Raw genomic sequence first — 25,420 nt, forward strand, 5'->3', positions numbered from 1 at the left:
GTCGGTGGCCCCAATTGCTCGTTGCCGCAACCAAGTTCGCCAGGAAGAATTGGTCTCGCGCCCCGCGTGGTCCTTCCCGGGCCCCCCGTTCGGGCTGTGCCGCGGTGCGCTCCCCACGTCCGACCCTCGCCCGCAGTGTGGGCGCGTACCCGAAGGGAAGACCGTGACCTTCGGATTCGCTCCGTCCTCGTCGACATCGATGTCGACTTCCGCCGCTTCCGCCAACCCCCTCGCCCGGATGCTCGAACCGGCCGAATGGGCTGCCGCGGGGATTCCGCTGCTGCGCAATCCCCGCGAGGTCGTGAGCGGACTGCACTCCCGGCACCGGCCCCGGCCCGACACCGCGATCGTCGCCGTCCTCGATCCGGAGGAACGGCTGAGGGCGAGTGCCTCCTTCATCCGACGGCCGGTCCCGCCGGACGGCTGGATGTTCCGCAACGCGTTGCTCGCGCAGCTCCGCCGGGTCATCCCGCACGACCTGCGGCGCCGCACACCGGTGCGTACGGCCGTCCTGCTCTACTGCCGTGAGGGCGACGGGCGATGGACGGAGGAGGACGGGGCATGGATGTGGGGATTGCGAGACGCCTGCACCCTGCACGGACTGCGGTGCGGTGCGTACATCACGCTGACGCGTGAGGGCTGGCAGGTGCTCGGCGAGGGACGCGGCGGACGTCGGCCCAACGCGGACTCGCAACCGGAGCCCCTGGACGCCCTCACCGCGGCCGAGACCGTCCAGCCGCGCATCGGCGGCGGCGCCGCCTCGGAGGTACTGCGCCGCGCGGCGGCCCGCTGAGGCGGACCACGCGACGGGGCGCGTACGACACCGGACTCCCGCCCGAATGCCCCACGCCCGGTCCGCCGCCCCTCAGCGCCCGGCCCACCGGCGCCCACCGCCCGCCACGCGGCCACGGACACCGGCCCCACTGAGGCGGGACGGGAAGACACACTCACGCCACGCACGCGAGGGCGAGCACGAACCGGCGCCCTCCCGACGGGCACGCGTCTGTACGGGCGCACGTCACACCGCCCACCGTGCTCATGCCACCGCAGCCTGGGCCGCAGTGGCACTCCACCCCCCAAGTACCCCCAGGAAAACGGGGGTCCTCAGACCCCCGCGCCCAGCATCGAGTTGATCTGCTGCGGGTCCCCGCAGACGATCAACAGGGTGCCGGCTCGGCCGAGGGCCAACGGCAGGGCGGTGGCGGCAGTCGCGTCGGGCCCGCCATTGACGGCGACGACGACCACGGGACGGGACGCGGCACGGCCGAGGGCGGACGCGTCGGCGTAGAAGACGTCGTCTCCCACGTCGTGCTGGGCCCAGTACGCGGCCTCGCCGAACGACAGTTCGTGCGCGGCCCACGGGTGCGGTTCGCCGGTGGTGATCACCAGAACCTCACCAGGGGCGCGGCCCGAGTCAAGGAGCAGGTCGACCGCTTCCTCGGCGGCGTCCAGCGCACCCTCGACCGAGGCCGGGATCAGCTGGATCTGCGGAGTCGAGGGGGCGGTGGGGGCCGCCGGGGCGGAGGGCCCCGGCTTGGCCACGGCCGTGTCGCGCGGCGTGCGTTGCACCGGCGGCGTCGGTCGGACAGGACCCGGACGGCCGGGCCGCGGCGGAGCCACGGGACGGGGGCCGGGTACAGGACGGGGGGTCGGCGCGGTACGGCCGGCGGCCGGAGTGGCGCGGGGACCCTGGGCACTCTCGTGAATCTGAGGCTCCTCGGGAATGAGAGGCATGAGCTGATTTTTATCAAACGCCGGTGCGACCCGCGTCGGCGGGTGGCACATGAGTGCGGATGGAACCGTCAGAAATCGAAGCCGAGCTGCCCCTCGATCTCCGGAACGCTTCCGTCCGCCCAACTGCGGACCTTCTTGAGGTGCCGCCACTGGGGCAGCGCATCAAGATACGCCCACGTCATCCGGTGGTACGGGGTGGGCCCCCGCATCTCCAGCGCGGCCTTGTGCACGGGTGACGGATACCCGGCGTTGGCCGCAAAACCGAAGTCTGCATGGTCGATACCCAGTTCGGCCATCATTTTGTCGCGCTGGACCTTGGCGATCACCGAGGCCGCCGCGACGGCCACGCAGGACTGGTCGCCCTTGATCACCGTACGGACCCGCCACGGGGCGCCGAGGTAGTCGTGTTTCCCGTCGAGGATGACCGCGTCGGGCCGCACCGGCAGGGCTTCCAGAGCCCGGCAGGCGGCCAGCCGCAGCGCGGCCGTCATCCCCATGTCGTCGATCTCCTCCGGAGAGGCGTGACCGAGGGCGTACGACGTCACCCACGTCGCCAGTATCTCGGCGAGCGCGGTACGTCGCTTGACGGTCAGGAGCTTGGAGTCGGTGAGGCCTTCGGGCGGGCGACGCAGGCCCGTGACCGCCGCGCAGACGGTGACCGGGCCGGCCCACGCGCCTCGCCCCACCTCGTCGACACCGGCAATGACCTTGGCCCCGGTCGTGGCGCGCAGGGAGCGCTCGACAGTGTGGGTAGGTGGTTCGTACGGCATGGCGTCCTCAGCCTACGCCGCCCGGAACCCCGCGCGACACTCCGGTTTCCCCGGGCAACCTCGACACCACCTGCCGCACCACCCCAGAAGCCCCCTCAGGCGCCCGTCGGCCGCAGCAGCGGAACCATGAACTGGTCGACCATCTCCTCGATGTCACGCGCGTTCCATTCACTCGCGCACACCTTGGTGCGGTACATCATCATCGCCGGAATCGCGTCGAAGACATACGAGTTCGCCGCGTCGGGCCGCACGTCTCCCCGCCGGATTCCGCGGCTGACGATCTCACCGAGCAGCCGGATGGTCGGTTCCACGACGCCTCCGAAAATCAGCTCCTGGAAGCGCTGGGCCTGGGACGCGTCGCACTCGTGAATCACCGAACGCAGCGCGAATCCGGGGCGCGAGAACATCGCCTCGCGCGCCTTCCGGCACAGTTCCAGCAGGTCCTCCCGGATACTCCCCAGATCGGGCACACATTCAAGTGGCGGCAGCCCCGCCTGGAGCGCGTCCGCGACCAGGTCCTCCTTCGACGGCCAGCGGCGGTAGACCGCGGCCTTGCCGGTCTGGGCGCCGGCGGCGACGCCCTCCATCGTGAGTCCGTTCCAGCCGACCGTGCTGAGCTGTTCCAGCGCGGCTTCGAGGATCGCACGTTCGAGTACGGCACCACGGCGGCGCGGGGAGACCGCCTGAGCGGGGGCGGCCGTCCAACTCGAAGTAACCATGAGCGTGTCTCCGTCTGAGCGGGCAAGCGGCACGCACGCGCGTGCATACGTGCCGTGCGGACTGGGGGGTCCGCGAGCGGTCAAGAGGCGCAAAACGGTAGCAACTTCAGTGAACGCTTGCGTTCACTGACGGGGACTCACTACCTTTTGACGCGGCAGTGAACGCAAGCGTTCACTAACGCACTTGTGGGGCACTTAGGGGGACCCGAATAGTGACAACCTCTCCATTGATCAAGGATCAAAAGCCAGGAGCGGCCCGCCGGGAGGGGCATCCCGGCATCGCGCTCACCGTTATCGCGGCCTGCCAACTCATGGTGGTCCTCGACGCGACGATTGTGAACATCGCCCTCCCGCACATTCAAGACGCGCTCAAGTTCTCCACCACCGACCTCACCTGGGTGGTCAGCGCGTACACGCTCACCTTCGGTGGCCTGCTGCTTCTCGGCGGCAGGGCCGGTGACATCCTCGGCCGTCGCCGGGTCTTCATGACCGGCATCCTGCTCTTCACGGCCGCCTCGCTGCTCGGCGGATTCGCCCAGGAACCCTGGCAGTTGCTGGCCGCACGCGCCCTCCAGGGCGTCGGTGGCGCGATCGCGTCACCCACCTCGCTGGCGCTGATCACCACCACGTTCCCCGAAGGGCCCGAGCGCAACAGGGCGTTCGGAGTCTTCGCCGCGGTCTCGGCCGGCGGCGGCGCGATCGGGCTGCTGGCCGGCGGCATGCTCACCGAGTGGCTCGACTGGCGCTGGGTGCTCTTCGTCAACGTACCCATCGGTGTGGTGATCGCCGTGGTCACGCCGCTCTACATCAGCGAGTCCGAGCGCCATCCGGGGCGCTTCGACATAGCGGGCGCACTGACCTCGACGGCCGGTATGGCGTCGCTCGTCTACGGCTTCATCCGGGCCTCGGAGGAGGGCTGGAAGGACAGCCTCACCATCGGGTCCTTCGGCGCGGCGGTGGTCCTGCTGGTGGCCTTCGCGCTGGTCGAGTCGCGGGCGAAGGAACCGATCACACCACTGCGGATGTTCGCCGACCGCAACCGCTCCGGTACGTACGTGATCATGCTGAGCCTGGCCGCGGCGATGTTCGGCATGTTCTTCTTCATCGTTCTCTTCGTACAGAACGTGCTGCAGTACACCCCGATCGAGGCAGGCCTCGCCTTCCTCCCTGTGACGGTGGCGATCGCGGCCGGTGCGGGTCTGTCGCAGCGGTTCCTTCCGGTGCTCGGCCCGAAGCCGTTCATGCTGGTCGGCTCGGCGCTCGTCGCGCTCGGACTCACCTGGCAGACGTTCATCACCCCCGAGAGTTCGTACGTCGGCGGGGTGCTCGGTCCGATGCTGCTGTTCGCGTTCGGCATGGGCCTGAACTTCGTGACGCTGACCCTGACCGCGGTCTCCGGAGTCGCCGCGCACGAGGCGGGCGCGGCGTCCGGCCTGCTCAACGCCACACAACAGGTGGGCGGTTCGCTCGGCCTCTCCATCCTGACGACGGTCTTCGGCACGGCCAGCCGTGACGAGGCGGAGAAGCAGGTCGCGGACTTCATGACCAACGGCACGGCCGAGCAGAAGGCGGAGTTCGCCAGGACCCAGCAGCTGCCGGCTCCCTGGAGTCACGAGGTGCTGGCCGAGGGGATCTCCACGGCCTTCATCCCGGCCATCGCGATGGCCGTACTCGCCCTGGTCGTCGCCGCGTTGGTGGTCCGGGTCCGCAAGAGCGACCTCGACGCCCTGGCGGGCACGGCCGGACCCGCCGGGGGCTGAAGAACAGCGAGGCCGGACCGCCGCACCGGGGACGGCGGCCCGGCCTCGCCGCTTCGGCCCGGCCTTGTGGGTCGTACGCGTCAGTTGCCTTGGATCTCCCACAGGCGCGTACGCGGCCGGCGCGCGCCCCCGCCTCAGCGGTACGCCAGCTCGGTGCCCAGCCGGCTGCACACGCTCCAGTCGGCGTCAGGGGACAGCGGCCGTCCGTCGAGGATGTCCCGGGCACGCGCCTCGCCCAGACTCGTGGCGTACCAGGGCTCGCCCTCCCCCTCCAGGTCCCGCGCGATGGACCGCAGCGCACAGGAACGCAGTGGCTCCTTGAGCGCGTCGAGAGCCGGTACGGCGTCGGCGGACAGCCCGCGCGCGTAGTCGAGGTCGAACGTGCCCTTCTCCTCGTACCGCTGGACGTTGCGCTCGGCGATCAGACCGTCCGGCGATACGAGCCCGAAGGCGAGCACCCCGGCGGCGGCAGCAGCCAGGACCGCGCGCGGCAGCCAGCGGGCGCCCCAGACCCCTGCCGCCATGATGAGCACGAGCACCAGGCCGAGCCAGAGCTCCACGGTCACCACCGAGATCCTCAGTCGCGTCAGACCGTACGCCTCCACGTACATGTCCATCCGCCGCACCGCCGCTGCCACGACAACGAGCGCGAGCGCACACAGAGTTCCGAGGACGGCACGCACCAGCGTCCGGTCGCGCGCATCGTCGCGCGGCGCCCAGCGCAGGGCGAACACGATGACGAGCAGAGTGAGGAGCGTGACCAGGAGCAGCTGCCAGAAGCCCTGGCGCGCGTACTCGGCGTACGTCTGGCCGGTCTTCTCCAGTACGGCGTCGTAGCCGCCGAACAGCACGGCGAGCTGGACCGAGTTGAAGGCCGCGAAGAGCAGGGCGAGCACGATCAGGGGCAGCGCCCACTCGACACGTCCGCGAGCGCGGCCCTCGGGCACCTCGACAAGGTCCCACTGAACGGGTGCGGCGGCCGTGTGCGCGGCCACGAGCGCTCCGACCAGGCCGATCACGAACAGGACGGCGTGCCAGGGTCCGCCGGAGACCGACGCGTCCGGCACAAGACCGCCGAGGAGGTCCGCGAAGGCGGCGTCCGCCCCGGCGAAGAGCGTGCCGAAGACCACCACCAGGACCGCGGCCACCGCGAGCGCGCGCAGTACCGGGCCCAGGTTGCCCCGGGCGCCACCCGTCCGCTTCCGCAGCCCCTGCCAGCCCCACAGGGGGCCGGTGACCAGCGAGGTGTAGAGCCCGATCGGGCCGAACAGCACCCCGGTCCAGGTGCGGCCGCCGTGCAGGGCGAGCGAGCCCACCGCCACGGCGGCCACGACGGCGAGGAACGAGGGCCAGTCGGCGTCGCGGAGCGCGGGCACGGTCAGCAGCGCGAGTCCTCCGATGCCCCACACCAGCGTCCAGCGGTTCGGGCGCCGACCCGCTGCCTGAGCCGCGAAGTACGCGCAGAGCGCGACCGGTATCGCCACGAGCAGGAGGTTGAGGGCCAGGCCGTCGCCGAGCAGCAGCATGCTGACCACGCCGGTGGCCAGGGCGGACCAGAGCGTGGCGGTACGGACGGGCGCCGGGGGCGCGGCCTGGACGCCGTCGAACCAGGACTCGACGAGGGGACCGCCCCGGCCCTCGCCCTCGTCGACGTCATGCGCGTCACTGCCCCGCTTCCCGCCGGAATCACCCCGCGTGGAATCCCCCGGCGCGGAGTCGTCCTTCAAGGACGCGTCACCGGTACGGGCCGCGGGAACCGCGTCCTCGGGCCCCTCTCGCTGCTCCGCCTCGGACGGCGTGTCGGACACGGGACCCCTCCCCCGACCGGTCCGGGCAGCACGCAGCTCGTAACCCGCTGCGGAAACCCATGGACCGGTGTCTCGTCGGCGCACGCCCGTGATGATCAACGAGCGGCGTGGCGGAAAGGGTAACCGCGGGAAACCCGACGCAGCCGGTCACCGGCTCTCTGTGGCAGGTCTGTGACAGTGACAGCCGCTTGGGCCAGGAGAAAACGGGCAAGCACGGTGCCGGAGCCGACAGCCCTAAGCCCCAGTCAGCCCTAGCCCTGCCCCACAGCCCTCGCAGACAGCCACTCCGGCAGCGCCTCGGTCCACTCCACCCACTCCGCAGGGGGCGCCCCGGCCTTCCCTGCGGCCACGACGCCTCCGACGATGGCGCAGGTGGTATCCATGTCGCCGCCGACCTGGGCGGTCGCCCAGAAGCCCGCTTCGTAGTCACCGAGGGCCCGTGCCGCCGACCAGAGCGCGAACGGCACGGTGTCGTGCGCGGTCGTACGCCGCCCGCAGCCGAGGACCGCGGCGACGGTCGCCGTGTCTCCGTAGTCGAGCATGTCCCGGGCACGCCGCAGCCCGGCCCCCACGGCGCTGCGCGGCACCAGGTCGATGACGCCGTCGAGCAGCGCCCCGGGGCTCGGCGGGCCGCCCGGTGCGGCGGTCAACGCGGCCGCCGCGGCCACCGCCATGGCACCGGCCACGGCTTCGCGGTGCTGGTGCGTGGGGTAGGCCGAGATCTCGGCCTGATGCGTGGCCTGCTCAGGGTCGTCCGCGTACCAGGCACCCAGGGGGGCGATCCGCATCGCCGCGCCGTTCCCCCACGAGCCCTGCCCCTTGAAGAGGGCCGAGGCCAGCTCGCGCCAGTCGCCGCCCTCCCGGACCTGCCGCAGTAGCCGGTTGACCGCGGGGCCGTAGCCGCGGTCGAAGTCGTGGCGCTCGGCGAAGGAGCGGGCCAGCGCGTCCTGGTCAATGCGGTGGTGGACGGCCAAAGTGGCCACTACGGAGGAGGCCATTTCCGTGTCGTCGGTCCACTGCCAGGGGCTGGGCGGCAGCCCGCGGCGCTTGAGCAGTGGATGGTTCGCAGGCACGAAGAACTGCGAGCCCAGCGCATCCCCCACCGCGAGTCCACGCAAGCTGGCCAGGGCGCGGTCCAGGCGCCCGTCGGGAGAGGAGTCAGCGGTCATCGCCCTGCCACTCTAATTCGTTGCCAAGGGACCCAGCACCACCGAGATGGATCTGCTGGGCCCGTTCGAGTCCCGGGACTCGGCGTCCAGCTCGGCGCCCGGGTGCTGGCCGAGATCGGCTACGACCACACGAGGTTCACCGACGCCCGCGACCTGAAGGCCTGTGCAGGCTCTTCGCCGATCACCCGAGCCCCCCGGCAAGAAGTCCAGCATCACCCGCCGACGGGTGAAGAACGACCGACTCAACCACGCCGGCTTCCTCTGGGCCTTCGCCGCACTTACCCCGTCACTCGGGGCCAAAGCCCACTACCGCCGACGACGCGACAAGCACGGCGACTGGCACGCCTGGGCCTTGCGTAACCTGCTCAACCGCATGATCGGCCAGCTCTATCGCTGCCTGCAGCACGGTCATCTCTACAACGAGGCACTGGCTTTCCCAGCCTCGCTAGGACTTGAGGCGACCGCCGCATAGCCGTGGCAGCCTCAGCCCTTACGCCGGGACGATCAGGCCGAACTCGCGCAGCTGGGGCAAGCAAACAGCCAGGCATGCCTCCACGGACGCGGCGTCGGTGCGCACTAGGAGATCCTCGTGGAACGGGGCTCCACTCGCGACGAACGTCCACGGTGTCACGCCCTCGCGCATGCGCTCGGCATCAGCCTTGAACAGCACCGTGACCCCTTGCTCGGCCAACGACTCCATGACCCGCACCACGTCCACCGAAGCTCCCTTGCGCCCGTAATCGAACAGGCAGCAAAGCTACACAGACATCTACGCTGCCCCTTGACGGCTTGGGACCGTGAGACGTCTATCCGGTGACTCCGTACGGATCCGGATCACGCCAGCGTTCGAAAGGACGGTCGAGCGTGTACCTGCCGTCCTCCCCGAGAACGAGCATCCGCACCTCCGCGTTCCCCGGGTTCGACAGCGACTCGAACTCCGCGACCGTCCAGTGGAACCAGCGCATACAGAACAGCCGCATGGCGAGGCCATGGGTCACGATCAGCACATTCGGCGGGTGATCGGGTGCCTCGAAACTGCGGAAGAGACTCTCCAGGAAGCCGCCGACCCGGTCGTACACATCGGCACCGGACTCACCCTGCGCGAAGCGATAGAAGAAGTGCCCGTACGCGTCCCGGTACTCCTTCTGCAGTCGTACGTCGTCCCGGTCCTGCCAGTTCCCCCAGTCCTGTTCGCGCAGCCGCGGCTCCTCGCGCACGCGTACCTGTCCGGGGTCGAGATGGAAGGCCCGGAAGGTCTCGTGCGTACGGCGGTACGGGGACACGTAAGCGCTTACGCGCTCACTGCCGAAGGCCTCTCGCAGCCGTTTACCCGTCTCCTCCGCCTGCCGCCACCCCTTCTCGGTGAGCGCCAGGGCGTGGTCGGGTTCACGCTCGTACACCGAGTCATCGGCATTGCCCACCGACTCGCCGTGCCGGACAAGGACGATGCGCCGTGGACGTGCCATACCGGAACCCTAGATCGAGTTACGGCCGATCGAGCACTCGTACGGTCTTTGTACGGCGCACGTCACATAAATCGGGGTTGTCTCAGACCGTCCAGGACGGTTCCAGCTGGACTATGTCGCCCGTGAGCGCCGCTACGTCCGCCTCCAGCTGGGCCCGCAGGGCGAGCCGCTCCACACGCTCGGCGCGGTACTTGCCGTGCTCAGCGGCCGACTGCCACATGGACAGGACCAGGAACTCATGGCCGGGCGCCTCGCCGAACATGCCCCGCACCATGCCGGGCGAGCCGGCCATCGCCGGGTTCCAGACCTTCTCCTGCATCAGCGCGAAGTGCTCGGCGCGCTCCTCGTGGACGCGACAATGCGCCACGCGCACCAGATCGGTTTCGGTGAAGCGCGGTTCGAAGCCGGTCTTCACATCGAAGCGGTGATCGAACAGTGTGGTGTGCGCGTCCTTGAAGGTGCCCGACTGGGATGCGGCCAGCCGGTCATGGGACCGCGCCATGAAGGAGTCGTAGAAGGCACGGCTCTCCCAGAAGGCGAAGATGTGGGCCACTCCGGGCCTTCCCCGGCTCCAGCCCCCGCCCTGCCCCCGGAAACCCGGCTCCCCCAGAAGTCCCGCCCATTTCCGCTGCCCCCGTTCGAAACCGCGGCGGTCCACCACGGTGCAGCGAATCCACTTGACCAGCACCGCGCCATCGTACGGCCCAGGAACGTGGCGTCGGTCACGCTCCGGCGTACTGCCACCGCGCAAGCGCCCCCGTGTGCGTGGCACGATGGACAACACGCCTCACCTGCCAGGCAGTTGAGGCGCCCAACGCAGGGGGACCACGAGGGGAGAAGTCGGTGAACGGCCTCAACAAGGGCATCAGCAAAGTCGAGATCTCGGTGAAATGGGATCCCAGTCCCGCCGGCGAACCGGCCACCGATCTCGACATCGTCGCCGCCACCTACCTCGCGACCGACACACACAAAAGCCCTGACTACGTAGTGCACTTCGACAGCCGCTCACCGGACGGCACGATCTACCTCAACCGGGACAGCAAGGACGGCAAGGGCTTCGGCTGGGACGAGGTGATGACCCTGGAGCTCACCCGTCTCGACAAGCGGTACGCGCGCGTGGTCGTCGGCGTCGCCATCCAACAGCGCACCGGCCACCGGACCTTCGTCGGCGTGCACAACCCGGCCCTGCGGATCCGCGAGGGCTACACCACCCTGGCCGAGGGCGATTTCGGCAGCGTTCTGGGGTCGACGGCCACGACGGTCGCGGACTTCGTACGCGACGACTCCGGAGAGTGGACGTTCCAGGCGGACATCCGCGGCTTCGATGCCGACCCGGCGACCTTCGCCAGGATCATGGGCGGCGCCCAGGAGTCCTGACCCGACGCACGCACACCGAAGGGGCGGTACGGCCGGTGGCCGTACCGCCCCTCACGGTGTGTGGATCAACTGCCGGTGCGGATCAGCTGCAGCCGCTGGTAGAGCCGCAGCCCTCGCAGATGTAGCAGGAGCCGGCCCGCTGCATCTTCGTGCCGCAGGAGAAGCACAGAGGGGCGTCCGCCTGGATGCCCAGCTGCATCTCCACCAGCTCGGCGCTGGTGTGGGCCTGCTGCGGGGCGGGCTTGGCCGCCTCGACCACGGCCTTCGGGGTGGCGACGGCCTTCAGTTCCTGCGCGCGGGGCGCGGACTGGGCAAGGCCCTCGACGTCCACCTCGTCGTCGGACGGCTCGTACGACCCGGTCTCCAGGTGACGCTGACGCTCGTCGATGGAGTGGATGCCGAGCGCGGAGCGCGTCTCGAAAGGCAGGAAGTCGAGCGCCAGGCGACGGAAGATGTAGTCGACGATCGACTGCGCCATCCGCACGTCCGGGTCGTCCGTCATACCGGCCGGCTCGAAGCGCATGTTGGTGAACTTCGAGACGTACGTCTCCAGGGGCACGCCGTACTGCAGGCCTACGGAGACGGCGATCGAGAAGGCGTCCATCATGCCCGCGAGAGTGGAGCCCTGCTTGGACATCTTCAGGAAGACCTCGCCGAGACCGTCGTCCGGGTAGGAGTTGGCGGTCATGTAGCCCTCGGCGCCGCCCACCGTGAAGGAGGTGGTGATGCCGGGACGTCCCTTGGGGAGGCGCTTGCGGACCGGACGGTACTCGACGACCTTCTCGACCGCGGTGCGGATGGTCTCCTCGGCCTTGGCGGTGACCTCGGCCTTCTCCTTGTCCTTGGTCTTCGCCGAGAGGGGCTGGCCGACCTTGCAGTTGTCGCGGTAGATCGCGAGCGCCTTGACGCCCATCTTCCACGCCTCGAAGTAGACCTCTTCGACGTCCTCGACGGTCGCCGTCTCCGGCAGGTTGACCGTCTTGGAGAGCGCGCCGGAGATCCACGGCTGGATCGCGGCCATCATGCGGACGTGCCCCATCGCGGAGATGGAACGCTCGCCCATGGCGCAGTCGAAGACCTCGTAGTGCTCGTGCTTGAGGCTCGGGGCGTCGATCACATTGCCGTGGTCGGCGATGTGGGCGACGATCGCCTCGATCTGCTCCTCCTGGTAGCCCAGGCGGCGCAGGGCCTGCGGGACCGTGCCGTTGACGATCTGCATCGAGCCGCCGCCGACCAGCTTCTTGAACTTGACCAGCGCGAGGTCGGGCTCGAGACCGGTGGTGTCGCAGGACATCGCGAGACCGATGGTGCCGGTCGGGGCGATGACCGAGGCCTGCGCGTTGCGGAATCCGTTCTTCTCTCCGAGGCGCAGCACGTCCTGCCAGGACTCCGTGGCGGCAGCCCAGACCGGCGTGTCCAAGTCGTCCACACGGACGGCCACGGCGTTGGCGTCGGAGTGCTGCTTCATGACGCGCAGGTGCGGCTGCGCGTTGCGGGCGTAGCCGTCGTACGGGCCGACGACCGCGGCGAGTTCGGCGGAGCGCCGGTACGAGGTACCGGTCATCAGCGAGGTGATGGCCCCGGCGAGGGAACGGCCGCCGTCGGAGTCGTACGCGTGGCCGGTCGCCATCAGGAGGGCGCCGAGGTTGGCGTAGCCGATGCCCAGCTGGCGGAAGGCGCGGGTGTTCTCGCCGATCTTCTGCGTCGGGAAGTCCGCGAAGCAGATGGAGATGTCCATCGCGGTGATGACGAGCTCGACGACCTTCGCGAAGCGCTCGACCTCGAAGGACTGGCGGCCCAGGCCGTCGTCCTTCAGGAACTTCATCAGGTTCAGCGAGGCGAGGTTGCAGGACGTGTTGTCCAGGTGCATGTACTCGCTGCACGGGTTCGAGCCGTTGATACGGCCGGACTCCGGGCACGTGTGCCAGCGGTTGATGGTGTCGTCGTACTGGATGCCGGGGTCGGCACAGGCCCAGGCCGCCTCGGCCATCTTGCGGAAGAGCTCCTTGGCCTCGACCTCCTCGATGACCTCACCGGTCATCCGGGCACGCAGGCCGAACTTCTCGCCGTTCTCCACGGCCTTCATGAACTCGTCGTTCACGCGGACCGAGTTGTTGGCGTTCTGGTACTGGACGGACGTGATGTCGTCGCCGCCCAGGTCCATGTCGAAGCCCGCGTCGCGAAGGGCGCGGATCTTCTCCTCTTCCTTGACCTTGGTCTGGATGAAGTCCTCGATGTCGGGGTGGTCGACGTCGAGGATGACCATCTTGGCCGCGCGGCGGGTGGCGCCGCCCGACTTGATCGTTCCTGCGGAGGCGTCCGCACCCCGCATGAAGGAGACCGGACCCGAGGCGTTGCCGCCCGAGGAGAGCAGTTCCTTGGAGGAGCGGATCCGGGAGAGGTTCAGACCGGCGCCCGAGCCGCCCTTGAAGATCATGCCCTCTTCCTTGTACCAGTCGAGGATCGACTCCATGGAGTCGTCGACGGCCAGGATGAAGCAGGCGGAGACCTGCTGGGGCTGGGGCGTACCGACGTTGAACCACACCGGGCTGTTGAAGCTGAAGATCTGGTGCAGGAGGGCGTACGCCAGCTCGTGCTCGAAGATCTCGGCGTCGGCGGGCGAGGCGAAGTACTTGTAGTCCTCACCGGCCTTCCGGTACGTCTTCACAATGCGGTCGATGAGCTGCTTGAGGCTCACCTCGCGCTGCGGGGTGCCCACGGCACCGCGGAAGTACTTGCTGGTGACGATGTTGACCGCGTTCACCGACCAGGAGTCGGGGAACTCGACGCCACGCTGCTCGAAGTTGACCGAGCCGTCGCGCCAATTGGTCATGACGACGTCACGGCTCGCCCACTCGACCTCGTCGTACGGGTGCACGCCCGGGGTCGTGTGGATCCGCTCGATGCGCAGTCCCTTGCTCGCCTTCGTCCCCTTGGCTCGGGAACTCCGCGCCGGACCGCTCGCCGTCTCTGTCATGCCGCCTCCCTGTATCGGGCTAAAACGCCCAGAAGTGCCTCGTTCTTCCCGTGGCACGGTGTGTGTCTGGATGCCACGAGCTCCGCGTACGCGTCCGCTCGCAACAGGTCTGTGGTCGCCGCCGTCCGGGCCGGTCCGGCCCCTCTCGTCAGTCGGCGGCGCTGGCGGGCACAGGGACTTCTACAGTCCCTCCGGACCCGCGGTCGGTTCCCTGACACCCCTCGCCCGCGTCTTCGTCGGCCGCGGCGGGGTGCTGCGTCTCTTCCCTGAGTTCCGTGATGGCGGCCTCGAAGTCCTCCAGCGAGTCGAACGCCCGGTACACGGACGCGAAGCGCAGATAGGCGACGAGGTCGAGCTCCTGCAAGGGGCCGAGTATGGCCAGTCCCACGTCGTGGGTGGTCAGTTCGGCGCTTCCGGTGGCCCGCACCGCCTCCTCGACCCGCTGGCCGAGCTGAGCGAGCGCGTCCTCCGTGACAGGCCGCCCCTGGCATGCCTTGCGCACGCCGTTGATGACCTTGGTACGACTGAAGGGCTCGGTGACTCCGGACCGCTTGACCACCATGAGAGAGCACGTCTCCACGGTCGTGAACCGACGGGAGCAGTCGGGACACTGGCGGCGCCTGCGGATCGACGTACCGTCGTCCGTCGTACGGCTGTCGACGACGCGGCTGTCGGGGTGCCTGCAGAAGGGGCAGTGCATGGGACTCCAACCCTCCTTACACAGCACGACTCAATAGCCTCAACAGACCCTTGGGCCCCTCGAAGCAGCCCCCAGCATAGGCGATGACCATGGGTCCGGAAGACCGGGGGACCACAACTTCTGGGCTGCTACTGCAATCCAACCACTAGATGTGGGGCTTGGCCCAGAAATTCACACACTGCGCGCGTGTCGCACCCGTATTGGCATGTGCCGCATGGCCATACCCGTGAGAGGCGTACGAGGATACGGTGGGCGCCACAGGGGCAGGGGGCCGGTTCCCGGCTGACGGAACACCTGCTGGCAGACTGATCCTCGCCCCGCTCCGGCCCACAAGGCCATCACCTTGGCGGCCAAGGTCATCACCTTGGCAGTGAAGAGTGCAGCAATGAGCGCTTTTGTCCGCCCAGTGCGGCGGTATCTATACACCCAGACGCATGATCACGTCAGGCCATCCATACTTTTTCACTCGAACGTGTGTTTGGCGCAACCTTTCGAAAGCAACTACCGTTGTCCAGCAGGGAGACGAACGAGAGGGGCCGACGTGACCACCACCGCAGACAGTGCCACCATCACTGCCCAGGACCGCTCCCAGGGCCGATTTGAGCCGGTGCATGCAATGAATGAAGTGAACCAGGAGGGGCCCAAGCCCACACGCTCCCTGCCGGGCCGACCTCCAGGCATCCGGGCGGACAGCTCCGGACTCACCGACCGGCAACGCCGGGTGATCGAGGTCATCAGGGACTCTGTGCAGCGGCGCGGATACCCGCCGTCGATGCGGGAGATCGGACAGGCCGTCGGCCTCTCCAGCACCTCCTCGGTCGCACACCAGCTGATGGCACTGGAGCGCAAGGGCTTCCTGCGCCGCGACCCGCACCGCCCGCGGGCCTACGAGGTCCGGGGATCCGACCAGTCCACCGCACAGCCCACCGACACGGCGGGCAAGCCGGCCGCGTCGTACGTCCCGCTGGTCGGCCGGATCGCCGCCGGTGGCCCGATCCTCGCCGAGGAGTCGGTCGAGGACGTGTTCCCGCTGCCCCGCCAACTGGTCGGTGACGGCGAGCTGTTCGTCCTGAAGGTCGTCGGAGACTCGATGATCGAGGCCGCGATCTGTGACGGCGACTGGGTGACGGTCCGCCGCCAGCCGGTCGCGGAGAACGGCGACATCGTGGCAGCCATGCTGGACGGCGAGGCCACGGTCAAGCGCTTCAAGCGCGAGGACGGTCACGTGTGGCTGCTCCCGCACAACTCCGCGTACCAGCCGATCCCCGGCGACGAGGCGACCATCCTCGGCAAGGTCGTGGCGGTGCTACGGCGAGTCTGAGACTCCGCCCCTGACCGGGCCCCGGGACCCCTGCGCCGGTTCCGGGGCCCTGTGCTGTTCCCATGTGCGCATGTCAGTGGGCTGCCCCGGCCTGAGCCAGGCCGGGGCAGCCCACTGTCGTCTACACCTCTTCGGCGCTCGCCTCTTCCGCCTGTACCTGTTCTGTCGTCTGCTCGATCTTCTTCTCGGTCTGCTTCGCCACCTCGTCGATCGCGGCCAGCGACCTGCGCACCTGGTTACGGTCCGTCGTGAACCAGAATTCGGGCAGTGACGCCTTCAGATAGCTGCCGTACCGAGCCGTGGCGAGCCGCTGGTCCAGCACGGCGACCACACCGCGGTCCCCCGTCGCCCGTACGAGACGGCCGGCGCCCTGTGCCATCAGCAGGGCCGCGTGGGTGGCCGCGACGGCCATGAAGCCGTTGCCCCCGGCGTCCTCGACGGCCTTCTGGCGGGCGCTCATCAGCGGGTCGTCGGGGCGTGGGAAGGGGATCTTGTCGATGACGACCAGCTGGCAGCTGGGGCCCGGGACGTCCACGCCCTGCCAGAGCGAGAGCGTGCCGAAGAGACAGGTCTTCGGGTCCGCCGCGAAGTTCTTGATCAGCTCGCCGAGTGTCTCCTCGCCCTGGAGCAGGATGGGGAACTCCGGGATGCGGGAGCGCAGTTCCTCCGCGGCGAGCTGGGCTGCGCGCATCGAGGAGAACAGGCCGAGCGTGCGGCCGCCGGCCGCCTGGATCAACTCGGTGAGCTCGTCGAGCATGTCGCCGCGGTCGCTGTCGCGCGCGGGCCGCGCGAGGTGCTTCGCGACGTACAGGATGCCCTGCTTGCCGTAGTCGAAGGGCGAACCGACGTCCAGGCCCTTCCACGGCGGGATGTCCTCGCCCTCGATGCCTTCGGGAGCCAGGCCCAGTGAGGCACCCACGCCGTTGAAGTCGCCGCCGAGCTTGAGCGTGGCCGAGGCCAGGATGACGGAGCGGTCGGCGAAGAGCTTCTCGCGCAGCAGGCCCGACACGGACATCGGGGCGACCCGCAGGGAGGCGCCGAAGCGGTCGTGCCGCTCGTACCAGACGACGTCCCACTCCGAGCCGTTCGTGATGCGCTCCGCCACGTCGTGGACGGTCTCCACGGAGGCGAGAGCCTGTTTGCGGACCGCGTCCTCGTCCGCGACGGACTTGTCCCGGGTCGCGCCGACCGCCGAGATCACCGTACGCGCGGCGTCCCGCAGGGCCATCAGCGCGTACCCGAGGTCCTCCGGGATCTCCTCCAGGCGGCCGGGCAGAGCGAGCTCCATCAGTCGCTCGAAGCCCTCGGCCGCTGTCTGGAGCTGGTCGGCCGCCTTCTCGTTCACGAGCTTCGCGACACGGCGCACCGCGCGGTTGACCTGGCCCGGGGTGAGCTCGCCGGTCGCGACCCCGGTGACGCGGGAGACCAGCTCGTGCGCCTCGTCCACGATCAGCACCTCGTGCTGCGGGAGGACCGGGGCGCCCTCGATGGCGTCGATCGCGAGGAGGGCGTGGTTGGTGACGACGACCTCGGCGAGCTTGGCGCGCTCGCGGGCCATCTCGGCGAAGCACTCCGCCCCATAGGCGCACTTCGAGGCGCCGAGGCACTCCCTGGAGGACACCGAGATCTGTGACCAGGCCCGGTCCGAGACACCGGGGGTGAGATCGTCGCGGTCGCCCGTCTCGGTCTCGTCCGCCCAGTCCCGCAGTCGCAGCAGGTCCTGGCCCAGCTTGCTGGTGGGCGCGGCCGCCTCGAACTGGTCGAAGAGGCCCTCTTCCTCGTCCTGCGGGACGCCTTCGTGGAGGCGGTGCAGGCACATGTAGTTCGACCGGCCCTTGAGCATCGCGAACTCGGGGCGGCGGCGCAGCAGCGGATGCAGCGCGTCCACCGTGCGCGGCAGGTCCCGCTCCACGAGCTGCCGCTGGAGCGCCAGGGTGGCCGTCGCCACGACGACCCGCTCGCCGTGCGCGAGCGCGGGCACCAGGTAACCGAGCGACTTTCCGGTGCCCGTGCCTGCCTGGACCAGCAGATGGGAACCGTCGTCGATGGCCTGCGCGACGGATTCGGCCATGGTCACCTGGCCAGGGCGCTCCGTACCGCCGACGGCTGTGACGGCGGCATGCAGGAGTTCGGGGAGTGAGGGCTCTGTCATAGCGCGACCACCCTACGGGGCCGCACTGACAACCGGGCGATCAAGGCCGGGGCGAGGGACGCGATCAAGACGCGTGCACGGTCGGTGACGAGGTCGGTCACGTCGTCGGTGATCACGGCTGGTGCAGCGGGTTCGGAACGGTGCCGTGCACGGCGGCGTGCGGGCGCTGGGGGCGGTCGCGGTAGCCGTCCAGGAGCAGTCGGTTGCGGTTGAGGCACAGCCGCTCGATACGCGGAGTGAGCAGATCGAACGTTTCGTAACGCTCCTTGAACTCCGGGAAGAGCCGGTGGTGGCGGAGGATCTCGGCCCGGACGAGTGACCAGAATTGGGCCTCCGGAACGCCGAGTTGTTCCTCGCAGAGCGGGGCGAGATAGCGGAAGACGCCGACGAAGAGCCCGGAGTGGATGAACTGGGTGAGGAAAGCGGCCGGTTCCGTGAGCAGCACGGCTCGTACGTCGTCCGGCATGGAGGCGTGTTCGGGAAGCCGCCCGGCACTGACGTTCACATCGTCCACGAAGTCCTTCACCGCGAGTCGTACGGGAACGTCGTGGTCGTCGAAGACAACGATCGCGTTCTCGCCATGTGGGCTGAACACAGTGCCGTAGCGGTAGAGAAAGTGCAGCAGGGGCGGCAGCAGCGCGGCGAAGAGTCGGCACAGCCAGATCCGCGGAGCCAGGCCCGAGCGCTCGACGAGCTCCGCCGTGAAGGCACGGCCGTCCGGGTCGGTGTGCAGGAGCGCGGCCAGCGTACGGGCGCGTTCACCGGGCGCCAGATGGCGGGAGAGCGGCTCGCGCCAGATCGCCCCCAGCAACTCCTTGTACTGGTACGGGACTTCCGGCAGCGCGTCGTACACGGGGTGTCCGACCGAGACGGACGCGACCTCGCCGAGGAGGATGACCCCGCAGGTGTCGCGCAGAAAGGTGTCGGCATCGCGCAGGCCGTGCATCCAGGCGGTGACGGCGGGGGCCGCGAGCGTGCGTTCCGTCGGCAGGCCGCGCCACACCAGGGTGTTGAGGACGGACAGCGGCAGTTTGACGGTGTGCCGGTCCGGGCGTGAGGTGTTGAGGAAGGTACGGATCGACTGCTGGGGCAGGCGCAGATCCTTGTCCGGAGGCAACGGAACGATGGCGCCGGCGGCGACAGAGGGCGCGAAGAGCGGCAGCACGACGTCGTTCCACTGCCAGGGATGCACGGGCAGGTAGAGATACGACTTCGGCGTGAGCCCACGCGCGCGTAGTGCGGCGTCGTAGGACTGCCTGGTGGTGGGGTCCAGCTCGCGCGCGTAGAGCTCGTCGGCGGTCTCCAGGCCCGCGACGCCCCGATATGTGGCGAGGGAGGTGTGCACCGCGATCCACGGCAGGGCTGTCGCTCTGCGGCCCTCGGGGGCCCAGTGGGCGGCGTCCGTCGCGGAGAAGCCGAGGCGGCCCTTGTTGAGAACGATCCAGGGGTGGCCCGTCTGATGGCCCTCCAGTTCGGCGTATCCGAGGTCGGCGAGCCGGGCGGCGGGCAGTGCGGTGTGGTCGAGGCGGGCGTCCGCGGCGAGTGTGGTGGTCAGCTCCCGGATGACGTGCCCGAGGGTGGCACCGTCGAGGCCGAGTGTGGCGCGGGCGCGGGTGAGGAAGTCGAGGGGGTCGGTGTAGGGGCGTGAGGGTTGCGGCTCTGCGGACTCGGCGGTGCCTTTTGCGGGTGCCGCTGCTTTCGTGCGGCGCGCTTCGTCCGTCACTCGCGCTGCGTCTGTCACTCGTGCTTCGTCTGCCAGGCGCGCTGCGTCTGTGGCTTCCAGTTCGCCTGTGACTTCCGGTTCGTCTGTGGCATCCGCCGTGTCTGTGACTTCCGCTGCGCCTTTGGCTCGCGCTTCGTCCGTGTCTCCAGTCGTTCTCGTTGTCGCCGCCCTGCTCGATCCGGTCGCCACGGTTAATTCGGTTGTCTCGATCAAGGTGAGCGACGACGGATCGACCTGCCAGCTGTCGTATGCGCCACGGCGGGCGCGGAAAGCGACGATGCCGCCGGCGTCGAGGCGAAGGGTGTACGACCGCTCGCCATCGGCGCCCGCGGCGGGCGGCGAATCGTCTCCTCTGGGGGCTGAGGCTCCGGCCGGTGCCGCGGCCTCGGGAGGAGAGGTCGCTGCTGCCGCCGTACCGAGGCGGTTCCCGTCCGCCTCCGGTACCAGGATCTCCTCGTGTGCGAACTCCCCGATCATCTTGGCGAGCAGGCGGCGGCCCGCTCCTTCCCATCGCTCCGGGTTCAGTTCGGGCGGGTCGTAGAGCCACGACGGCTCTCCGGGAGTCGGGGCGGCGGACGGGTTCGGCACGGGGACTCCTCGACTGGGAACCTGATCGGGGCGAGCGGTGTACTAAAAGTGACGGCGCTACAACAGATCGCGCAGGGCCCGGTCCCGGACCATGAGGGCTGCCTTCTTCTCGGGCAGATCGACCTCGGCGGAGAACCGGAAGCCGGCACTGAGGAAGGCGGACACGGAGGGGATGTTGCGGAGGTCGGGTTCAGCGATGACACGTGCGCATGAGGGCCGCCGGTCGAGGACGAGATCGGAGACGGCTCTGAGCAGAGTCGTGCCGAGTCCACGCCCGCGATTGGCGACACCGCCGATGAGGAGGTGGATTCCGGTGTCGTGGAGGCGGGCGGGATAGTGGCGGGCCAGGGGGTCGAGGTCCGCTCGGTAGATCTCCCAGTAGCTCATGGGCGTGCCGTCCAGGACGCCGAGGCAGGGGACGCTGCGCCCGTCACCGCCGAGCTGGGCGCGCAGGTGGTCCTCGGTCGCCGTCCCGGGTCCGGAGAGCTCCCAGAAAGCGGCCACGGCGGGGTCGTTCATCCAGCGGCTGATGAGCGGGAGATCCTGGTCGAGGCATACGGGTACGAGCTGGAAGACGCCTGCGGCAGTGGCGGTCGGCCCCCAGTCACCGACGCGGTCGAGCAGGTCGTCGCCTGCCGGGGTGACGGGGGCGGGCCACGCTGCCCCCTGCGCAGAGACCGGCGCCGAAACCGGCGCTGAGACCTGCATCGTGCCCCGACCCCCGGCCCCACCCCCACCGTTCCGGTCTGCCCGTTCCACGGCTCCCCCGGCCGCGGCGGCTCCCCTTTGCCCGCTCCTCTCGGCGAAGAACGCGAGGAATTCGTCGGGCAGGCGCAGATCGAGGGTGTCCTCGGTGTCCGCACTGGGACCCGTGTCGCTGCCGACGGCGGTGTAGGGGGCGGTACCGGCGTCGGTGCTCGCATCGGTGGGAGGCACGGCGACGCTCCTCTCAGGAGACGGGGTGGGTCATGTTCCTCAGGAATGAAGGGGGTTGGCGATGGTGACGTAGACGGACTGGGTGTCGACCGGACCGACGAGTTCGTCGAGGCCGTGCAGTCGGGTCAGCAGGTTGGCCTTGCAGCGCAGAACGGGTGAGTCGAGCAGATGGGCGGGCAGGGAGGTACGGAGCCGGGAGGGACCCGAGGCGACGTCGGTGAGGAATCGGCGGAAGGCGGCGAGCAGCAGCCGTTCGTCGGCGAGGCGCTGGGAGCCGAAGGCCCCGATGAGGCCGAACACGTTGTTGATGGCGAGGTAGTAGGCGAACCGTTCGTCGGTGACCTCGTCGGAGACGAAGGTGTCGCTGTGGTCGCCGATGCCGGGGAGTCGTTCGTTCAGCTCCGCGCGTCGGGACTCGCGGAAGTAGTAGCCCTGGTTGTCGCGGTAGCGGCCGCCCGTGGGCCACCCTTCCTGGTCCAGCAGGAGCAGGGTGTTCTGCTGGTGGGCCTCCAGCGCGATGCCCGCCTCGCTGTCCAGCCACAGGACCGGGCGGACGACATGCTCCAGGTAGCGCAGGAACCACTCGGCGGCGACGGCGCCGCGCGGCCGGCCTGTGCGGCAAGCGAGCCGGGTGACGATCTCGGTGAGCCTGGCCCGTGCGGTGGTCCTGCTCTGCTCGGGGTGCTGCTGCCCGGGGGGCTGCTCTCCGGTGGAGTGGGCCTGAACCCTGGGTGAAACGAGTCCGGCGATGCAGGAGACGTCGTCCGTCGGCGTGAACGGATTGTGGCGGATCATCACGTCGAGGCCGGGCACGGGGTTGCCGTCCAGGTCGTTCACCGCGAGCCAGGCCGGGTCGCGAACGATGTCGAAGCCCGGGTGGACCGCCTGCCACTGTTCGGCGAGGCCGCCGCGCAGCAGCCGGTGGACCTCGACACCCCGGTGGAGTTCCTTGCGGAGGTTCTCCCGGCGGGAGTTGGTGATGCGCAGGCCCAGCGAAAGCTTCAGCATCGCGGGTGCGCCGGAGCGGTAGAGGGTGCGTACGGAGGACGTGGGGTACCACGGGGAGCCATGGGGGCCGAGGTCCTGGAGCAGCCCAGCGTCCAGAAGTTTCGCCGTTTCCGGGCGGTGGCGGACCTCGCGGATCTGCCAGGGGTGCATCGGCAACGCGGCGTATCCGTCGGGCAACCGCAGTCCGGCACCGGCGAGACGGGGGGTGAGCTGCTCTGCGGGCACGAGGCGGCCTCGCTCGGTCCAGGCCGAGTCGGTGGTGAGCAGGGAGGGGGCGACAGCCATCCAGTGGAGGGGGAAGGAGCCGCGCAACTCGGGTGAGTAGAGCCGGGTTTCGGCCCCAGAGAGTCCCTCGCGGCTCTTCGGGGTGGGGTGCAGCGGGTGACCGAGCAGGAGTGCCTGCTCGGCCGAGAGGAAGAGGTCGGGGCCGTCGGCGGGGTTCGCCCTGCGGTCCGCGATGAAGAGGACGGTCTGTCGTACGGAGTCGGCGACCCGGCCGACCAGGTCACCGTCGTCGGCCGAGGCATGGGGCTGGGCGGGAGCATCCGTCATGGCGGAGGCGCTCGACTGGGCGGGAGCGTCCGTCATAGCGGAGGCGGTCGGCTGGCCGAGACCGTCCGTGATGGCGAAGGCGGTCCGCTCAGTGGGAGCCTCCGTCGCGACGGAGGTGTTCGGCCCCGTAGGCTCCTCCGGGTCGGTGGAAGCGGTCGGACGGGCGGGAGCCCCGGTCGTCCGCGTCTCGCGCCCCAGTAGGGCCGCGAGCGTGACCGCGTCTGTGGGAGGTGCCTGGTCAGGGGCGTCGGAGAGGTGGGGAGGGCCGAGGCGGTGCCATCCCGTGGCGGACCAGTAGTGAACGGGAACGACGAGGGCTGTGCCGCTGGCAGGGAGGGGGATGCGGAGGGTGCCGCCGTCGGGAGCGGCGAGGTCGTGCTCGCGTACCCAGCAGCGCAGCAGGTTCTCGATGGCGGCGGACTGGGCCGCGGTGTGTGGATCGGGGTGTTCCAGCAGGTCGGTGGTGGCGCCGCGCAGCCGTTCGGACTCCCGGGGCCCTCCTTTCTGCCTGGGGACCGATTCGGCACCCGGCCCGAGCGGGGTCTGCGTGCCGCGCCCTCCTCGCTCATGGGTGTGGGGGCGGCCGTCGGGTGCGGGGGTGGCGTTCAAGAGGCTTCCTCGGGGGTGGTTCAGGTTCGTGCGGCGACGAACCGGGGCTGTTCCGGCGTGCGTTGAATCCGTGCTTTTCCTGGTCGAAGCGGGCTCGGATGCGGATGTCGTCCGATTTCAGGAGGGGCGGGGAGGGAGGGGAGGGCGCAGTTCCGGTGATGCCGCCCTGCGAGGCTCACCGGAGGACGACATCTCCGGAGCCCCACGGCACAGCCGTCCACTGAGCCGACTGGCTATCCGGAGTGCTCGGTCCGTTGGGGGTGCTCGGTCCGTTGGGGGTGCTCGGTCCGTGGGGCGGGCTCGGCCGTTTGGTCGGGCTCGGCCTTTCGGGCGTGCTCGGTCGCCGTCCGCCTGATGCTGCCCTCGGCTGCCGAGCCGTTGGACGTCCTCGCGACCTCCGCCACCGCGTCCGCCAGCCGGGTGAGCACCGCGCTCGCCTGCTCGTCGCTGATCGTGAGCGGGGGAAGCAGGCGCACGACACTGGAGTTCCGTCCGCCGAGTTCCACGATCAGGCCGCGGCGCAGGCACTCCCGCTGGACGGCGGCCGCCACTTCGGGTGCCGCGGGAGGCGGTCCGCCGGGGGACGACGGCGGCCTTTCGGGGTCCACGAGCTCGACGCCGATCATCAGCCCCCGGCCGCGGACGTCACCGACGCAGTCGAAATCGGTGGCGAGAGCCTGGAGTTGGGCCATCATGCGGGTGCCCAGAACCGCGGCTCGCTCGGCGAGGCCGTACTCACGAACGTACGCGAGCGTCGCGGCGCCCGCGGCCATGGCGAGCTGGTTGCCGCGGAACGTGCCCGCGTGGGCGCCCGGTTCCCACACATCGAGGCTGTCGCGGTAGACCACGACCGCCAGCGGCAGGCTGCCGCCGATGGCCTTGGAGAGGACCATCACGTCGGGAGCGATGCCGCTGTGCTCCACCGCCCAGAAGGCGCCAGTTCGCCCGACTCCTGTCTGGACCTCGTCGGCGATCAGCGGGATGGAGCGCGCCGAAGTGATCTCCCGCATCCGCCGCATCCAGTCGTCGCGTGCCGGAATCACTCCGCCCTCGCCCTGCACCGGTTCCAGGATCATCCCGGCGGGGTTCGGCACCCCGGACCTGGTGTCGTCGAGGATGGACTCGGTCCAGCGGGCGGCGAGTTCGGCGCCCGGCTGGCCTCCGACGCCGAACGGGCAGCGGTAGTCCTGCGGATAGGGCAGGCGCGTGACACGTACGTCGGACGCGCCCCCGGATGCCGCGAGCGCCCCCGCGGTCATCCCGTGGTACGCGCCGGCGAAGGCGACGATCCCGCTGCGGCCGGTCGCGGTGCGCACCAGTTTCAGCGCGGCCTCCACTGCGTCCGTGCCGGCGGGCCCGCAGAACTGCACGCGCGCGTGGTCGGCGAGCCCGGGCGGCAGCGTGCGGAACAGCTCGGTGATGAAGGCGTCCTTGACGGGTGTGGCCAGGTCGAGGACCTGCAACGGCGCCCCGGAGTCGAGGACTTTTCTGATGGCTTCCAGTACGACGGGGTGGTTGTGGCCGAGGGCCAGTGTCCCGGCGCCCGAAAGGCAGTCGAGGTATCGGCGCCCGTCGGCGCCCTCGATCGTCAGGCCTCGCGCACGGACGGGAACGATCGGAAGGGCGCGCGCGTAGGTGCGTGCCGCGGATTCACGCGCCGACTGCCGCCGCAGGATCCCCTCGTGCGTCGCGCGCGCCCCCACATTGTCCTGCGTCGCGTGCGCCCCCTCGGCCCCGGGCATCGCGGGCGCCACCTCGGGCGCAGACTCGGTCACAGCCACGTCTGTCGGTCCTCCCGCTGTCCAGAGGCGAGTTGCTCGGCCGCCCGGTGGGAGGCGGCAGGGGGATGAACGCAGCAGGAACGTCCCCCGTGCGTACCAACGACGAGGACCGCGAGGGGCAACGGTGGGATGAAGATCGTTGCCGCGACGAACCGTTGCCGCTCCGGCCCGCCAGGTCCTGACGGAGGTTGCCCGCGTGCCCGCTCACCCGTTTCCCGTGCTCGCACAGAGCCTCCGGGAACCGGGACATCAGGGACCGGGGCCCCGGGA

The 25,420-nt window shown here is 69.7% G+C and carries 19 protein-coding genes and 1 pseudogene; 5 read left to right on the forward strand and 15 right to left on the reverse strand.

Annotated features, from left to right (window positions below; genetic code table 11):
• The first annotated feature begins 163 nt into the window (after window positions 1-163).
• Window positions 164-793, forward strand: a complete 630-nt coding sequence (locus OHA11_RS11325) for a hypothetical protein (protein ID WP_266494827.1) — start codon at window positions 164-166, stop codon at window positions 791-793.
• Window positions 794-1,104: 311 nt separating this feature from the next.
• Here OHA11_RS11325 and OHA11_RS11330 read toward each other — a convergent pair whose 3' ends face one another.
• The 3 genes from OHA11_RS11330 to OHA11_RS11340 all read right to left on the reverse strand — a co-directional run bounded on the left by OHA11_RS11330 (window position 1,105) and on the right by OHA11_RS11340 (window position 3,223).
• A complete protein-coding gene (locus OHA11_RS11330; protein ID WP_266494829.1) occupies window positions 1,105-1,734 on the reverse strand; it encodes a hypothetical protein in 630 nt (209 codons plus the stop codon).
• A 68-nt stretch (window positions 1,735-1,802) separates the two neighbouring features.
• Entirely contained in the window at window positions 1,803-2,504 is a 702-nt protein-coding gene (locus tag OHA11_RS11335) for a ribonuclease HII (protein WP_266494831.1), read from the reverse strand.
• 95 nt (window positions 2,505-2,599) lie between these two features.
• Window positions 2,600-3,223: a TetR/AcrR family transcriptional regulator gene (locus OHA11_RS11340; protein WP_266494833.1), complete on the reverse strand. Its 624-nt coding sequence runs from the start codon at window positions 3,221-3,223 to the stop codon at window positions 2,600-2,602.
• Between the two features lie 212 nt (window positions 3,224-3,435).
• Here OHA11_RS11340 and OHA11_RS11345 point away from each other — a divergent pair, with 212 nt between their 5' ends.
• Window positions 3,436-4,983 carry an MFS transporter gene (locus tag OHA11_RS11345; RefSeq protein WP_266494835.1) on the forward strand — a complete coding sequence of 516 codons (1,548 nt, stop codon included), beginning with the start codon at window positions 3,436-3,438 and terminating at the stop codon, window positions 4,981-4,983.
• A gap of 134 nt (window positions 4,984-5,117) precedes the next feature.
• On the opposite strand, the gene OHA11_RS11350 is transcribed toward OHA11_RS11345, so the two are convergent.
• A complete protein-coding gene (locus OHA11_RS11350) occupies window positions 5,118-6,791 on the reverse strand; it encodes a DUF4153 domain-containing protein (RefSeq protein ID WP_266494836.1) in 1,674 nt (557 codons plus the stop codon).
• Window positions 6,792-7,042: 251 nt separating this feature from the next.
• Window positions 7,043-7,960, reverse strand: coding sequence for an ADP-ribosylglycohydrolase family protein (locus OHA11_RS11355; RefSeq protein WP_266494838.1), 918 nt, complete (start codon window positions 7,958-7,960; stop codon window positions 7,043-7,045).
• A gap of 72 nt (window positions 7,961-8,032) precedes the next feature.
• On the opposite strand from OHA11_RS11355, the pseudogene OHA11_RS11360 reads away from it, so the two are divergent.
• A pseudogene (locus OHA11_RS11360) lies at window positions 8,033-8,432 on the forward strand (transposase); the annotation flags it as partial.
• A gap of 18 nt (window positions 8,433-8,450) precedes the next feature.
• Here OHA11_RS11360 and OHA11_RS11365 read toward each other — a convergent pair.
• From OHA11_RS11365 to OHA11_RS11375, 3 genes are all read right to left on the reverse strand, one after another.
• Window positions 8,451-8,678 carry a hypothetical protein gene (locus tag OHA11_RS11365; RefSeq protein ID WP_266494839.1) on the reverse strand — a complete coding sequence of 76 codons (228 nt, stop codon included), beginning with the start codon at window positions 8,676-8,678 and terminating at the stop codon, window positions 8,451-8,453.
• A gap of 88 nt (window positions 8,679-8,766) precedes the next feature.
• Window positions 8,767-9,426 (reverse strand): histidine phosphatase family protein, encoded by a 660-nt coding sequence (locus tag OHA11_RS11370; protein WP_266494841.1) that lies wholly within the window; start codon window positions 9,424-9,426, stop codon window positions 8,767-8,769.
• An 82-nt stretch (window positions 9,427-9,508) separates the two neighbouring features.
• Window positions 9,509-10,114: a YdbC family protein gene (locus OHA11_RS11375; protein WP_266494843.1), complete on the reverse strand. Its 606-nt coding sequence runs from the start codon at window positions 10,112-10,114 to the stop codon at window positions 9,509-9,511.
• 155 nt (window positions 10,115-10,269) lie between these two features.
• Between OHA11_RS11375 and OHA11_RS11380 the strand changes: the two genes are divergently transcribed.
• Window positions 10,270-10,803: a TerD family protein gene (locus OHA11_RS11380; RefSeq protein ID WP_266494845.1), complete on the forward strand. Its 534-nt coding sequence runs from the start codon at window positions 10,270-10,272 to the stop codon at window positions 10,801-10,803.
• Between the two features lie 82 nt (window positions 10,804-10,885).
• Here the strand turns inward: OHA11_RS11380 and OHA11_RS11385 are convergent, their stop codons facing one another.
• The gene (locus OHA11_RS11385) at window positions 10,886-13,780 is read right to left on the reverse strand and encodes a vitamin B12-dependent ribonucleotide reductase (RefSeq protein ID WP_266494846.1); all 2,895 of its coding nucleotides are present in this window, start codon (window positions 13,778-13,780) and stop codon (window positions 10,886-10,888) included.
• A gap of 148 nt (window positions 13,781-13,928) precedes the next feature.
• The gene (nrdR, locus tag OHA11_RS11390; protein ID WP_266494847.1) at window positions 13,929-14,480 is read right to left on the reverse strand and encodes a transcriptional regulator NrdR; all 552 of its coding nucleotides are present in this window, start codon (window positions 14,478-14,480) and stop codon (window positions 13,929-13,931) included.
• A gap of 541 nt (window positions 14,481-15,021) precedes the next feature.
• Here nrdR and lexA point away from each other — a divergent pair.
• Window positions 15,022-15,801 carry a transcriptional repressor LexA gene (gene lexA, locus OHA11_RS11395; protein WP_266494848.1) on the forward strand — a complete coding sequence of 260 codons (780 nt, stop codon included), beginning with the start codon at window positions 15,022-15,024 and terminating at the stop codon, window positions 15,799-15,801.
• 121 nt (window positions 15,802-15,922) lie between these two features.
• On the opposite strand, the gene OHA11_RS11400 is transcribed toward lexA, so the two are convergent.
• The 5 genes from OHA11_RS11400 to OHA11_RS11420 form a co-directional block, all read right to left on the reverse strand.
• On the reverse strand, window positions 15,923-17,953 hold the full coding sequence (locus tag OHA11_RS11400) for an ATP-dependent DNA helicase (RefSeq protein ID WP_266494849.1): 2,031 nt from the start codon (window positions 17,951-17,953) through the stop codon (window positions 15,923-15,925).
• A 112-nt stretch (window positions 17,954-18,065) separates the two neighbouring features.
• The gene (locus OHA11_RS11405; protein ID WP_266494850.1) at window positions 18,066-19,676 is read right to left on the reverse strand and encodes an IucA/IucC family siderophore biosynthesis protein; all 1,611 of its coding nucleotides are present in this window, start codon (window positions 19,674-19,676) and stop codon (window positions 18,066-18,068) included.
• A 645-nt stretch (window positions 19,677-20,321) separates the two neighbouring features.
• A complete protein-coding gene (locus OHA11_RS11410; RefSeq protein WP_266494853.1) occupies window positions 20,322-21,200 on the reverse strand; it encodes a GNAT family N-acetyltransferase in 879 nt (292 codons plus the stop codon).
• Window positions 21,201-21,239: 39 nt separating this feature from the next.
• Window positions 21,240-23,369 (reverse strand): IucA/IucC family siderophore biosynthesis protein, encoded by a 2,130-nt coding sequence (locus tag OHA11_RS11415; protein ID WP_266494856.1) that lies wholly within the window; start codon window positions 23,367-23,369, stop codon window positions 21,240-21,242.
• Window positions 23,370-23,602: 233 nt separating this feature from the next.
• Entirely contained in the window at window positions 23,603-25,111 is a 1,509-nt protein-coding gene (locus tag OHA11_RS11420; protein WP_266507086.1) for a diaminobutyrate--2-oxoglutarate transaminase family protein, read from the reverse strand.
• Between the last annotated feature and the right edge of the window lie 309 nt (window positions 25,112-25,420).

The organism is Streptomyces sp. NBC_00878, from assembly GCF_026341515.1.
Lineage (GTDB): Bacteria > Actinomycetota > Actinomycetes > Streptomycetales > Streptomycetaceae > Streptomyces.